Genomic DNA, 13,700 nt, shown 5'->3' with positions numbered 1-13,700 from the left:
TCTGCACGCGAAGCGCTTGTCCGGCTTTTGCTGGGATGACGAGGTCGGGGCAAGGAAAAGCTCATGCCGCCACGCCACACCCGCATCCGTGCCCGCAACTTGCCGGCGCGGCTTCCATGATGTCCGCATGCACCGTGCCCGCTTCCTCCACCACCTCCATCGCGTGCAGGTCGAGGCGGCGGAACAGGGCGCGGTCGTGCTCGGTGTCGGGGTTGCCGGTGGTGAGCAGTTTCTCGCCGTAGAAGATCGAGCCAGCGCCGGCGTGGAAGCACAGCGCCTGCACCGCATCGTCCATCTGCTGGCGGCCGGCGGACAGGCGCACGATGGACAGCGGCATCAGGATGCGCGCCACCGCGATGGCGCGCACGAACTCGAACGGGTCCAGCGTTTCCGCGTTGCCCAGCGGCGTGCCCGGCACCGGCACGAGCTGGTTGATCGGCACCGAGTGCGGGTGCTCGGGCAGGTTGGCCAGCGCCTGCAGCAGGCCCGCGCGCTGCGCGCGCGTCTCGCCCATGCCGACGATGCCGCCGCAGCAGGTCTTGAGGCCGGCGTCGCGCACCTGTTCCAGCGTGCGCAGGCGGTCCTGGTATTCGCGGGTGTGGATGATCTCGCCGTAGAACTCCGGCGCGGTGTCGATGTTGTGGTTGTAGTAGTCGAGGCCGGCGTCCTTGAGCTGCTGCGCGTGGCCGTCGCCGAGCAGGCCCAGGGTGGCGCAGGTTTCCAGGCCGAGGTCCTTCACCGCGCGCACGATCTCGGCGACCTTGGGGATATCGCGGTCCTTCGGCCCGCGCCACGCCGCGCCCATGCAGAAACGGCTGGCGCCGGCGGCCTTGGCGGCTTTCGCGCGCGCCAGCACGGCGTCGACTTCCATCAGCTTCTGCGCCTGCACGCCGGTGTCGTAGCGCGCGGCCTGCGGGCAATAGGCGCAATCCTCGGGGCAGCCGCCGGTCTTGATCGAGAGCAGGGTGGACACCTGCACCGCGTTCGGGTCGTGGTGTTCGCGATGGATGCCGTGCGCGCGGTGCAGCAGTTCGTTGAACGGCAGCGCGAACAGCGCGGCGACTTCGTCGCGGGTCCAGTCGTGGCGGATGAGGGCTTCGGGCATGGGGCGGCTCGCTGGCAGAGGCGGCGAGTGTGGGCAGCGCGGCCGCAGCCGTCAACTGTGCGCACGGGTATCTAGGTTGACGGCGCGCCTGTCGGGCTGCCGCTACCATCGACCCGACCAGCAAGGGATGTGCATGGCGATGATCGGCAGGGCGGTGCTGCACCAAGTTTGGCAGGGACTGCATGACGTGCTGCTGCCGCTGCGCTGCCTGCTGTGCGGCGCGCCCGGTGAGAACGGCGTCGACCTGTGCGCGGCCTGCGCCGCCGAGCTGCCGCGCAACCGCAGTTGCTGCGCACGCTGTGCCCTGCCCTTGGCCGTGCCTGCTGCGATGTGCGGCGAATGCCTGCGCCGCGCGCCGCCGTGGGAGGCGGCGTGGGCGCCGTTCCGCTACGGCTGGCCGCTGGACCGGCTGGAGTCGCGCTTCAAGTTCGGCCGCGATCTCGCCGCCGGCCGCGCCTTGGCCACGCTGTGGCAACGCGAGGCGATGCCGCTGCCCATGCCCGACCTGCTGCTGCCGGTGCCGCTGCACGTGGGGCGCCTGCGCAGCCGTGGCTACAACCAGGCGCTTGAACTGGCGTGGTCATTGGCGAAGGCATGGGGCGTGAAGCTGGACCGCAGCGTCCTGCATCGGACACGCGCGACCGCCGCGCAGACCGAACTGGATGCGCCCACGCGCCGCCGCAACGTGCGCGGCGCCTTCGCCGTCCGGCAAGGCTTCGCCTGCCCGCCGCACGTGGCCGTGCTGGACGACGTGTTCACCACCGGCGCCACCCTGGCCGAATGCGCGCGCCTGCTGCGCCGCGCGGGAGCGCAGCGCGTGGACGTGTGGGCGCTGGCGCGGGCGCCCTCGCCGCGCGGCTAGCGACGCGGGTTGATGTAGATCGGGTTGCCGATCAGCAGCAGGCCGCCTTGCGCATCGCGCACCTCGAAGCGCAGCCAGTGGCGCTGGCCGTCGCCGGTCCACGTGTAGTCCTCCCGCGCGTCGTCGCCGGCGAGCACGCGGTCGGCGCCCTGCGGCAAGGGCTTTTCGTCGAGCAGGGCGAGCAGGTGCATGCCGGCCACGTGGGCGGCGTGCACGTGGATGTCCACGCGCTGGCCGGCGCTTGCCTGCAGTGTATCGCCCATCGCCGCGTGCCGGCCGCCGCTCTGCGCGTTGCATTCCAGCAAGCGGTCGCCGCTGCCGGCCACGTCCACGAACACGTGGCCGGCGCGGATGCCGTCGAGGATCGCCGGCATCGACAGCGCATCGGCGTGCACCACGGTGGTGGGCCGCCCGACCATGCTGGCGCCGAATTTCGAGGCCGTGAGCGTGGCGTCGTGGTTGTCGCTGCCGCCCACCGCGGTGGGCCGGAATCCCTCGGCCAGCGCCGCGGTCCAGAACGGCAGGCCGGTCACCGGCGTGCCGGTGTCCTCGCCGTTGACCACCTCGACCGCCTGCACGCGCGCCATGTCCACCGGCGGCTTGGCGATCCAGCCGCAGCCCATGCAGATCTCCCCGTCGGGCAGGCGCGGGTGGTTGATCGAGATCAGCGCGTGCAGCGGCGCGACGGCGTCGAGCAGCGCATTCCAGTCCTTCACCTGCGTGCCGTCGATGCGGAAATCCACCGGCGCGGTGCTGCCCCAGAGGTTGGCGTGGCCGCTGAAGGTGGTGACTTCGCGGCCGGGGATCAGCAGCAGGCGGTCGAAGTAGGGTTGCAGCTCGCGCATCGCCTCGGCGTGCGACACGGTGTTGTGGTCGGTGATCGCGATGAAGTCCAGGCCGCGCCGCACCGCCGCTTCCACGGTGAGGAACAGCGGGCAGGGCACGCGCTTGCCGGACTGGCTGGGGCAGCTGGCGTCGCTGTGGGCGGTATGCATGTGCAGGTCGCCGCGGTACCAGCCGGCTACGCTGCGCAGCGGCGGGTTCAGCACGGCCGGTTCCCACGCCGGTGCGTCGGCGCCGCTGAACCAGATCTTCGCGACGTAGTGCGAATGGCTGCCGGCGCGGATGTTCGGTATGCCCAGCATGAGTTGCCAGCGCCCCGGACGGATCGTTCCCGGCAGGTAACCGGGCGAGGCGTCGGTGGTGGCGATGGTGAACAGCTTGCGCGCGCCGCCGCTCCAGCCGCGGAAGCCGTCCTGGCCGTGGAAGCCGTCCGGCCCGAGCATGCCGAGGTCGATGGTGGTGTGATCGCTGTCGTGGCCGCTGTAGTCGAACTGCACGGTGATGCGTGCGGTGCCGGCCGGCACGTCGAACGGCAGCATGCGGAAGGTCTGGTTGTCCTTGCCGTCGAGGTCGCCCTGCAGCACCAGGTTCGGCGCTTCCCTGCCCGCGTCGCCTGCCCGCGCGAACGCGGGCAGGGCGAGCAGGGCAAGGAGCAGCAGGGCGGCAATGCGCATCCGTGCAAGAGTCATCGGATCGGCCTCGTCAGAAGCGGTACATGATGGCCGCACGATAGGTGCGGCCGAGTATCGGCCGCGCGATGAAGGTGGATGCGCCCACGTCCGCGCTGTTCAGTTCGCCGGCACGCGGGTTGCCTTCGGTCAGGCCCTGCGAGTTGGTGATGTTGTCGGCGTAGAAGAACAGCGAGGTCATCGGCGACACCTGCCAACGCGCGCTGGCGCTCAGCATCTTGTAGGACGGCAGCACCACCGAGTTGGCCGTGTCGACATAGCGCTTCCCTTCGTACTCGTAGGCAAGCTGCAGGCGCAGGCGGTGGTCGAACAGGTTCAGCCCCGGCACGATGCGGTAGCTCACCTTGGGCACGCGGATCAGCTGGTTGCCGACGTAGTCGATCAGCACCGGCTGGCCGGCCACCAGCTGGGTGTAGCGCAGGTTCTGGTACTTGGGGTTTTCCAGCGTGGCGGTGGCCTGCACGTCGAACCAGTCGACGGGGTACCAGGTGCTGTCCAGCTCCAGGCCGTATGTCCTGGTGCCGGCATAACCCTGCTGGTTGGTGGAGGCGCCGGTGATCGCGTTGTAGACGTAGTTGCTGAAGCCGACGTTGTCGTACTTGGTGTAGAAGCCGGTGGCGTAGAACTCCAGCTGGCGCGAGGAATACTTGTAGCCCACCTCGCCCAGGTCCATGGTCTGGACGATGGGCGGGTTGATCGGCGCGCTGGAGGCGCCGATGTAGGTGCCGAGGTTGGGCAGGCGGAAGGTGGACGTCCAGCGCGCGAAGAGGCCTTGCCGCTGGTCGAACTGCCAGTTCGCGCCCAGCGTCCAGCCGAGCTTGTCGTAGCTGACGTCGTAGGGCACGTAGGTGCCGCTGCCGGTGAGCATCTGCGAGGTGGTGAACGCGCCCTGGTTCACCTTGGTCGGCAGCTGCGTGCTGCCGCCCAGGTGCACGTTTTCCCAGCGCAGGCCGCCGTCGATGCGCAGCTGGTCGGTCGCCTGCCATTCGTCGGAGAGGTAGACCGCGTTGGTGGTGGAGCCGCCGCGCGAATCGGCCCATTCGTAGCCGTAGTTGTAGATGCCGTTCTCGGTGATGTTCCCGATCGGCTGGCCAGCCGCGTTCACCGCCACCAGGTTGAGCAGCCTGGCATTGTCCTGCACGTCGATGAGCGCGCTGGACGAGTAGCGGCTGAAGCCCTGGTTGAAGTGCGCGAAGTAGTAGCCAAGGGTGACGTCGTGCGTCTGGCCGCCGAAGTCGAACTTCTGCATCAGCCGCGCATCGTTGATGAACTCGCTCAGCGGCATCGTCACGCCGCGCAGGCCGGCGTTCACCACCAGGCCGTTGCCGTTCTGGCCCTGGTTGTCGAACACCTGCGAGGGATTGTCGACGTAGCGCAGCTGCAATCCGGCCGTGCCGGCCGGCAGCCACTTCGCGTTCTGTTTCATGAAGTTGGAAAGGAAGGTGCCGGCGCCGGAAACCGAGTTCGGGAACAGGCCGTTGCGTTGCGTGTCGGTCTTGCTGAAGCGCATGCCGTCGGAGAACTTCCAGCCGCCGGCGAATTCGTAGTCGAACTTCACCGTGAGCTGGTCGCGCTTCACGTGCGTGCCCTGGGTGTTGTCGAAATCGTAGGTGCTGCCGTCGGCCCGCTTCATCAGCACGTGCTCGGTATCCGGGCCGGCCAGCGTGCCGTAGTTGCCGTCGAAGCCCGGCACCGCGCGCAGCTTGCCGCCGGAGTAGCGGGTCATCGGGATGCCGAGGAACAGCATCGCCTTGTCGTCCATGTGCTTGTAGTCGACGCTGAAGCGGCCCTTGTCGAAATCCTTCGACAGCGAGAGGCGGATCTGGCCGCCGTCGTCCGCGTTGAAGCCCGGCTGGCGGATGCCGCTGTCGGTGCGGTAGAAGCCGCCGGCGCTGAGCTTCCAGCCATTGGACAACGGCGTGCCGTACCAGAAGTCGCCGCGGGTCAGGCCGTAGTCGCCCACCTCGAACTTGGCGATGCCTTCGGCCATGTCGCCGACCTGGCGCGGGATGAAGTTGATCGCGCCGGCCGGCGCGTTGGAATAGAACACCGACGACGGACCGCCGCGCACCACTTCGATGCGGTCGATCGTCTCGTCCAGCCGGAACGCCTGGTCGGCGTTGAGGTAACCGAGCGCGGGATCGTGCTGCACCGGCAGGCCGTCTTCCAGCAGGTTGACCGAGCCGAAGCCGTCCACCGGGATGCCGCGCGCGCGGATGTTGCCGCTGGCCACGCCGCCGGAGGATTCCACCCAGAAGCCCGGCACCGATTTCAGCGCATCGGTCACCGAGGTCGGCGCCTGCATGCGCAGGCGGTCCTCGTCGATGGTGGTGATGGAGTAGCTGGCTTCGGCCTTGGTGCGCGTCTCCACGCCGGAGCGGCCGGTGACCACCACCGTGTCGAGGTTCCTGGCGCGCTCGGGCGCTGCCTGGTCGTTCTGGTCGCGGGAAGCGGCGGTGCCGCTGGTGTCCTGGGCAAGCAGGTGTGGCGCGGCTGTGCAAAGCAGGATGCCCAGCAGGGCCTGGCTTATCGGGGTGGTGCGCATCGTCGTGACTCCGGAGTAGGGATCGACGAAGCCATGTGCGCGACCATCGGCAATGCACCCGACACCGCACGGATTCCGGCGGAATCGCACCCGGCGCCGGTGTGGCAGCTCCCTGACCCGGGCACAGGCTCCGACCTCGGGAAAGTTAGGCGTGCGCCATGACACTGCAGCGCACCGTGGATGACGAATGTCCGACATCGCGTGCGCGCGTGACCGCAGTCACGGAAGAACGCGGCGTGCGACGCCGCGCCCCGCGCGTCCGGCGAAGCCGCCGGATGCCGCGCCTACGGCATGGCGCGGGGACGGCCTGCGCTCACTTCACCGCCAGCGCCAGCGCGATGCCCATCCACAGCACCAGTCCCCACCAGTTGTTGTGGCGGAAGGCGGCGAGGCAGGGGCCGCGCTCGCGCGTGCGGATCATCCAGAGCTGGTATGCGAACAGACCGGCGCAGGCGAGCAGCGCCAGCCAGTACGGCCAGCCCAGATGCGCGCGCTGGCCCACGAACACCATCGCCAGCAGCAGCGTGGCCATCAGGATGCCGATGATGGGCAGGTCGGCGTCGCCGAACAGGATCGCGGTGGACTTCGCGCCCACCTTGAGGTCGTCGTCGCGGTCCACCATCGCGTACTCGGTGTCGTAGACCAGCGACCACAGGATGTTCGCGATGAACAGCAGCCAGCCCAGCGGCGGCACCGTGCCCGCCACCGCGGCGAACGCCATCGGGATGGACCAGCCGAACGCCGCGCCCAGCACCACCTGCGGCAGGTAGGTCCAGCGCTTGGTGAACGGGTAGATCGCCGCCAGCGCGGCGCCGGCGAAGGAGAGTTCGATGGTGAGCCGGTTGGTGAACAGCACCAGCACGAAGGCGAACGCCAGCAGCACGCCGAACACCACCAGGGCTTCGCGCGGCGTCACCCGCCCGCTGGCGATAGGCCGCCCGGCCGTGCGCGCCACCTGCGGGTCCAGCTTGCGGTCGGCGTAGTCGTTGATCGCGCAACCCGCCGCGCGCATCGCGAACACGCCGAGCGTGAAGATCGCCAGCGGCTTCAGCGGCGGCCAGTCGCCCGCGGCCAGCCACAGCGCCCACCATGTCGGCCACAGCAGCAGCAGGGCGCCGATCGGGCGGTCCATGCGGGTGAGCACGAGGTAGTCGCGCGTCTTCTCGCGGTAGCGGGGCGGCAGCCGCGCCAGCAGCCAGTCCAGCACGCTGCTGGCGCGCGCGGAGCTGTCGGCCGGTTGCACGACGGGCGCCGGCGCCTTTTTGGCGCGGGTCGGTGCAGGGGCGGCGGGTTTGCGTCGCTGGCGCTTGCGGGGTGGAGGAGCCATCGGCGCAGTCTAGCGTGGGCCGGTGCCGGGCTCGTGCGATCCAGTGCGGAATTTGCCCGTCGCCCGCGGGCGGCGCGGTCAGCCTTCCCGGTTCGAGGACGGGTAGCCCACCAGTTCCGGCAGGGTCAGCATGGCGGTGAACCAGTTCGCGTCCATGTGGCGTTCGACCGGCAGCCGGTACAGCGCGTAGCGGTTGATCGCGCGCAGCGGGTTGGTGCCGCAGATGTAGCTGCACGCCGCCTGGTAGCCGGCATCGCGCGTCGCGCGCACCACCTCGTCGTCGAACGCGCCCACGCCGCCCACCGGGTAGGAGATCGTCGTGGCCGGCGTGCCCAGCTCGCGTTCCAGCGCGGTCCTGGATTCGCGCAGCTCCGCCTCCAGTTCCTCGCGCGGCAGCTTCGCCAGCATGCGGTGGTGCACGCCGTGCGAGCCGATCTCGAAGCCGGCCGCGTGCATCTCGCGCAACTGCGCCCAGCCCATCGGCCGGCAATCCGGATGGCCGGCGACGCGTGGCATCCCCCAGGCGGCTTCCAGCCGCGCGATGCAGGCTTCCTGGGCCGCGACGTCCAGCGCCTTCAGGCGATCCAGCACCCGTTGCGCCAGCAGGCGACGCGCCCGGCGCTCGATCGGCAGCGGTTCCGCCAGGCCCAGCGCGGGGATCGCCAGTTCGCGCGCCTGCGTGCACAGGATCATGTGCACCAGCCAGTCGTAGGCATAGGGCAGGCCGCTGTCGATGTGGCCGGTGGACACGAAGAACGTGGCCGGTATGCCCAGCTCGCGCAGGATGGGGAAGGCGAACCGGTGGTTGTCGTCGTAGCCGTCGTCGAAGGTCACCACCACGGCCTGGGCCGGCAGCTGCTGGCCCGCCTCCAGCGCCGCCACCACCTGGCCCAGCGACATGGGGTGGAAGCGGCGCCCGAGCAACTGCATCTGGCGGCGGAATCCGTCCACCGATGTGCTGACCAGGTCCAGGTCGAAATCGAAGCGGTCCGGGTCGGCCACGCTCAGCACGCGGTGGTAGGCCAGCACGCGCAGGTCGCGGCGCACCCAGCCGCGCGTGCGGTGCAGCAGGCGCAGCAGTCCGCTGCGCTGGCACAGGCCGCCCAGGCGCACGCGCATGCCGGGGTGGAGTTCATTCCATTCCGACCGGCTCACCACGGGGACGAACTCCGCCCACGCGTCGGCACGCGCCGCGGGCCACCCCTGGGCGCATCCCTGAAAATGTCGGTGCCGTTCATCCCCCCGTACCCTCCGCGGCGCAGCGGCGGGCCATCCGGGTGGCGGTGGCCTCCGGTGGGCGCTGCTGACGCTCCCCATCCCCTGGGCTTGCGCGACCGCGGTCCGTATGCGATCACGCCTGTGCCGAAGGTCATGCTTGATGCCGAAGTGCGAACTGAGTCACAACATCATGCGGTCCTTATATACTGCGCAAGGCCGCCGCGCCAGAGGAGCTGGCCTGGGGATATGGGGGAGGATGCGGTGGACCGCGAGACGGACTGCATAGACCGGCGCACGGATCGGGACCAGCGGCCCGGCGCCGTGCTGCGCGGCCCCCGGGCCAGGCGCACGGGGCCGCCGTATCCACCGCCCACGCATGCCGGCGCCTTGCCCGGCCTGCGCTGCTGACCCGGCCGCGGCGATGTGCGGGATTGCCGGCTTCTTCGGTACCCCGGACGCGCCCGACACGGCGCGCCGCACGCTGGAGCGGATGATCCGCACCCTGCACCACCGCGGCCCCGACGGCTACGGCTTCCACGTCGACGGCGGCGCCGGGCTCGCGCATGCGCGGCTGGCGGTGATCGACCTCGCCACCGGCGCGCAGCCGATCGCCAACGAGCGCGGCGACGTGTGGACGGTGTTCAACGGCGAGATCTTCAACTACCGCACGCTGCGCACGGAGCTGGAGCGGCGCGGCCACCGCTTCGCCACGCAGTCGGACACCGAAGTCATCGTGCACCTGTACGAGGAGCACGGCGACCGCTTCGTGGAACACCTCAACGGCGATTTCGCGATCGCGCTGTGGGACGCCGCGCGGCGTCGCCTGCTGCTGGCGCGCGACCGCTGCGGCGTGCGGCCGCTGTTCCTCGCGCGCGTCGCGGGGCGGCTGTGGTTCGGCTCGGAGATCAAGGCGCTGCTGGCGGCCTTGCCCGGGCACGCGCAGCTCGACCCCGCCAGCCTCGCGCAGACGCTGACCTACTGGGGCCCGGTCGAACCCGGCAGCGTGTTCGCGGGCATCGAAAGCCTGCCGCCGGGGCACCTGCTGGCGGTGGAGGACGACGGCTGCGAGTCGCTGGCCTGCTACTGGGACTGGAGCTTTCCCGAGCCCGGCGCGCCGCGCCGGACCTCGGTGGAGCAGGCCGCGGAGGAGCTGCGCGAACTGCTGTCCGATGCGGTGCGCCTGCGCCTGCAGGCCGACGTGCCGCTGGGCGCCTACCTCAGCGGCGGGCTGGATTCCTCGGCCACGGTGGCGCTGATGTGCGCGCTGGGCCAGCGCAACGTGCGCACCTTCTCCATCGCGTTCGACGAGGCCGAGTTCGACGAGAGCGCGGAGCAGGCCGCGATGGTGCGCCACCTGGGCACCGACCACACCGTGCTGCGTTGCAGCCGCCGCGCGATCGGCGAGGCGTTCCCCGCCTTCGTGCGCCAGGTCGAGACGCCGGTGCTGCGCACCGCCGGCGCGCCGCTGATGCTGCTGGCGCGGCAGGTGCGGGAGGCGGGCTACAAGGTGGTGCTCACCGGCGAGGGCGCCGACGAGGTGTTCGGCGGCTACGACTTGTTCAAGGAGGCCAAGGTGCGCCGCTTCTGGGCGCGCCAGCCCGGTTCGCGCTTCCGGCCCGCCCTGCTCGGGCGCCTGTACGGCTATCTGGAGAACTCGCCGGTGCAGCACGCGGCGCTGGCGCAATCCTTCTTCGGCCGCGGCATGGAGCACCTGGCGCGGCCGGTGTTCGCGCACGTGCCGCGCTGGACCAGTTCGCAGCACGCGCTGCGCTTCCTCGCGCCCGAGCTGCGCGCCGGCCTCGCCGACTGGAACGCGCTGGACTGGTACGAGGAACGCCTGCCGCCGGCGACCCGCCGCTGGGGCCCGCTGGCGCGCGACCAGTACGTCGAGGCCAAGAGCCTGCTGGCGGCCTACCTGCTGCCGGCGCAGGGCGACCGCCCGGCGATGGCGCATTCGGTGGAGGGACGCTTCCCGTTCCTGGACCACCGCGTGATCGAGTTCGCGAACGCGCTGCCCGAGCACTGGAAGATCCGCGGCATGACCGAGAAGTACCTGCTGCGCCGCGCGCTGCACGGGCTGTTGCCCGAGGCCATCCGCACGCGCACCAAGCAGCCCTACCGCGCGCCCGACCAGTCCAGCTTCTTCGTCGACGGCGAACCGCTGGACTACGTGGCCGAGCTGATGGGCGAGGCGCGCATTCGCGCCGCCGGCTGGTTCGACGCGCCCGCGGTGGGCCGGCTGTTCGAGAAATGCCGGCGCGGACGCGCGATCGGCTTCGCCGACAACCAGGCCTTCGTCGGCATCCTTTCCACCATGCTGGTCCACGAACACTTCGTGCGGCAGGCCGCCGCATGACAACCGCAACGGAGCCATCGATGTCCAACGACGCCACCGGCGTGCGCAGCAGCGTCCGCAGCTACATCCTCGAGAACCTGCTGTTCAGCAGCGACCCGAACGACTTGCCCGACGACGCCTCGCTGCTGGATCGCGGCATCATCGACTCCACCGGCGTGCTGGAACTGGTGCTGTTCCTGGAGGAGAACTTCGGGCTGCAGGTCAAGGCCAGCGAGATGCTGCCGCAGAACTTCGACTCGGTGAACGCGATCACCGCCTTCGTCGAGCGCGCGCGGAGCCCGGCGTGAAAACCGGCTGCGCGCCACGCCGCCTGCTGCACGACGCGCTGCTGGAACACGGCGCCGACCTGGTGCAGGCGCAGCGCATCGCGGTGGTGGCGGAAGGCCGGCCGCACAGCTACGGCGAACTGCTCGACGCCGCGAGCCGCCTCGCCTGCGCGTTGCGGCAGCGCGGCGTGGTACGCGGCGACCGCGTGGCGATCTACATGGACAACACCTGGCCATGCGTGGTGTCGATCTTCGCCGTGCTGCTGGCAGGCGGTGCGTTCCTGCTCGTCAATCCCCTGACCAAGTCGGACAAGCTCGGCTTCATCCTCGACGACAGCGGCGCGCGCGTGCTGCTCAGCGACGGCCACATCGCGCAGGAGTTCGCGCCGTTGCTGCCGGACCGCCCCGCACTGCGCGTGATCGCTTCCGGCGTCTTGCCCGCAGGCTTGGCCGTCGAGGCGTTCGACGCCGTGCTCGCCGCCGGCGAACCGCTGCGCGAACGCGTTCCGGCGATCGCGACCGACCTCGCTGCGCTGATCTACACCTCGGGCAGCACCGGTCAGCCCAAGGGCGTGATGCAGACCCACCAGTCCATGCTGTTCGCGGCCGGCAGCCTGATCGAATACCTGCGGCTCGGCCCGGACGAACGCATCCTGTGCGCGCTGCCGCTGGCCTTCGACTACGGCCTTTACCAGTGGCTGATGACGGTGCAGCTCGGCGCCACCCTGGTGCTGGAGCGCTCCTTCGCCTTCCCCGCCCAGGTGTTCGCACGCATGCAGGCGTTCGACGTCACCGTGTTCCCCGGCGTGCCCACCATCTTCGCGATGCTGCTGTCCGCGCACCGGCGCGAGCCGCTGTGCTTCCCGGGCATCACGCGCGTCACCAACACCGCCGCCGCGCTGCCCGACGAGCAGGCGCTGAAGCTGCGCGAGATCTTCCCGAACGCGCTCATCTACAAGATGTACGGCCTCACCGAATGCAAGCGCGTGTGCTACCTGGAACCCGAGCTGCTGGAAGCCAAACCCGGTTCGGTGGGCAAGGCGATCCCCGGCACCGAGGTCTACCTGCGCTCGCCCGCGGGCGAGCCGGTGGCGCCGGGCGAATCCGGCATCCTGCACGTGCGCGGGCCGCACGTGATGCTCGGTTACTGGAACCGTCCCGATCTTTCCGCGCAGATGCTCCGGCCCGGACCGCTGCCCGGCGAGCGCGTGCTGTGCACGCACGACTGGTTCCGCATGGACGCGGAAGGCTTCCTCTACTTCGTGGGCCGCAGCGACGACATCATCAAGACCCGTGGCGAGAAGGTGAGCCCGGTGGAAGTGGAGAACGTGCTGCACGCCATCGACGGCATCCGCGAGGCGGTGGTGGTGGGCGTGCCGGACGAGCTGCTGGGCGAGGCGATCCGCGCCTATGTGGTGCTGGAGCCGGGTGCCGCGCTCGACGTCGGCCAGATCCGCGCGCAGTGCATGCGGCGGCTGGAAAGCTTCATGGTGCCGCAGCAGATCGTGCCGTGCGCGGACCTGCCCCGCACCGCCACCGGCAAGGTCAGCCGCAAGGCGCTGCTCGAACATCCCCCGGCCTGAAGGAATGCGATGGATACCTTGTACGACAGCCTGCTCGAACGCCTCGCCGCCACGTTGCGGATACTGCCCGACAAACCCCGGGAGAACGCCGACAACACCTTGCGCGCGCTGTGGTTCGCCGCGGTGGGCCAGCCGCGCTCGGCGGTCGCCGCGAATGCGGGTGCGCTGCCGCCGCTGGCCGACGAGACGGCGCGGCGCGCGCTCGTGCAGCTGGTGGAGCGCCGCCTTGCCGGCGAACCGCTGGCCCATCTCACCGGCCGCGGCTGCTTCATGGGCCTGGAACTGCTCGCCGGTCCCGAAGCCCTGATCCCCCGCGTGGAAACCGAGTTGCTGGCGCATGCCTGCGTGGAGCTGCTGCAGTCGGCGGAGGCGCGCCACCCCGCACGGGTCGTCGACGTCTGCACCGGCTCCGGCAACCTCGCGTTCGCGATCGCCGACCGCGTGCCGGACGCCGAAGTGCATGGCGCCGACCTCAGCGCCGAGGCGCTCGCGCTGGCCGCGCGCAACCGCGGGCACCTGGGCCTGGCGCAGGTGCAGCTGCGCTGCGGCGACCTGCTGGCGCCGTTCGCCGCGGAGTTCGACGGCACCGTCGATCTGGTGGTCTGCTCGCCGCCGTACATCCTCAGCGCGAAGGTGCCGCAGATGGCGGCGGAGATCTCCAACCACGAGCCGCGGCTCGCGTTCGACGGCGGCCCGCTGGGCGTCAGCATCCTGCTGCGCCTGCTGGAAGAATCGCCGCGCCTGCTGCGCGCGGGCGGCTGGCTGGGCGTCGAGGTGGGGCTGGGCCAGGGCCCGGCGATGCAGCGGCGCCTGCTGCGCGATCCGCACTACGATGAGGTGCGGGCGCTGGTCGACGAACGCGGCGACCTGCGGGCGATCCTCGCCCGCCGCGCCTGAGCAAGGAGC

The 13,700-nt window shown here is 70.4% G+C and carries 10 protein-coding genes; 5 read left to right on the top strand and 5 right to left on the bottom strand.

The features are described from left to right. Positions 1-61: 61 nt before the first annotated feature. On the bottom strand, positions 62-1,105 hold the full coding sequence (bioB, locus tag PCA_RS15695; RefSeq protein WP_181303548.1) for a biotin synthase BioB: 1,044 nt from the start codon (positions 1,103-1,105) through the stop codon (positions 62-64). Positions 1,106-1,238: 133 nt separating this feature from the next. On the opposite strand from bioB, the gene PCA_RS15690 reads away from it, so the two are divergent. After that, positions 1,239-1,967 (top strand): ComF family protein, encoded by a 729-nt coding sequence (locus tag PCA_RS15690; protein ID WP_255436916.1) that lies wholly within the window; start codon positions 1,239-1,241, stop codon positions 1,965-1,967. Here the strand turns inward: PCA_RS15690 and PCA_RS15685 are convergent. The 4 genes from PCA_RS15685 to PCA_RS15670 all read right to left on the bottom strand — a co-directional run bounded on the left by PCA_RS15685 (position 1,964) and on the right by PCA_RS15670 (position 8,490). Continuing rightward, positions 1,964-3,499 (bottom strand): CehA/McbA family metallohydrolase, encoded by a 1,536-nt coding sequence (locus tag PCA_RS15685; protein ID WP_181303547.1) that lies wholly within the window; start codon positions 3,497-3,499, stop codon positions 1,964-1,966. The genes PCA_RS15690 and PCA_RS15685 overlap by 4 nt on opposite strands. 13 nt (positions 3,500-3,512) lie before the next feature. After that, a complete protein-coding gene (locus tag PCA_RS15680; RefSeq protein ID WP_181303546.1) occupies positions 3,513-6,044 on the bottom strand; it encodes a TonB-dependent receptor in 2,532 nt (843 codons plus the stop codon). A 313-nt stretch (positions 6,045-6,357) separates the two neighbouring features. Then, on the bottom strand, positions 6,358-7,287 hold the full coding sequence (gene ubiA / locus PCA_RS15675) for a 4-hydroxybenzoate octaprenyltransferase (protein WP_343204484.1): 930 nt from the start codon (positions 7,285-7,287) through the stop codon (positions 6,358-6,360). 162 nt (positions 7,288-7,449) lie between these two features. Beyond that, positions 7,450-8,490 carry a polysaccharide deacetylase family protein gene (locus PCA_RS15670; protein WP_181303544.1) on the bottom strand — a complete coding sequence of 347 codons (1,041 nt, stop codon included), beginning with the start codon at positions 8,488-8,490 and terminating at the stop codon, positions 7,450-7,452. A 520-nt stretch (positions 8,491-9,010) separates the two neighbouring features. Here PCA_RS15670 and asnB point away from each other — a divergent pair. The 4 genes from asnB to PCA_RS15650 are packed head-to-tail and all read left to right on the top strand — an operon-like array spanning position 9,011 to position 13,691. Next, positions 9,011-10,945 (top strand): asparagine synthase (glutamine-hydrolyzing), encoded by a 1,935-nt coding sequence (gene asnB, locus PCA_RS15665; RefSeq protein WP_181303543.1) that lies wholly within the window; start codon positions 9,011-9,013, stop codon positions 10,943-10,945. Between the two features lie 20 nt (positions 10,946-10,965). Continuing rightward, complete coding sequence (locus PCA_RS15660) at positions 10,966-11,232, top strand: acyl carrier protein (RefSeq protein WP_181303542.1); 267 nt, start codon at positions 10,966-10,968, stop codon at positions 11,230-11,232. After that, positions 11,229-12,794 (top strand): class I adenylate-forming enzyme family protein, encoded by a 1,566-nt coding sequence (locus PCA_RS15655; RefSeq protein ID WP_181303541.1) that lies wholly within the window; start codon positions 11,229-11,231, stop codon positions 12,792-12,794. Before PCA_RS15660 ends, PCA_RS15655 begins: the two co-directional genes overlap by 4 nt. Positions 12,795-12,803: 9 nt before the next feature. After that, a complete protein-coding gene (locus tag PCA_RS15650; protein WP_181303540.1) occupies positions 12,804-13,691 on the top strand; it encodes a HemK/PrmC family methyltransferase in 888 nt (295 codons plus the stop codon). The last annotated feature ends 9 nt before the right edge of the window (positions 13,692-13,700 follow it).

It is taken from the genome of Rhodanobacter sp. PCA2, assembly GCF_013620825.1.
GTDB lineage: Bacteria > Pseudomonadota > Gammaproteobacteria > Xanthomonadales > Rhodanobacteraceae > Rhodanobacter_A.
Note: the sequence above shows the minus strand (reverse complement) of the source record. Positions and strands in the feature narration are given on the sequence as shown.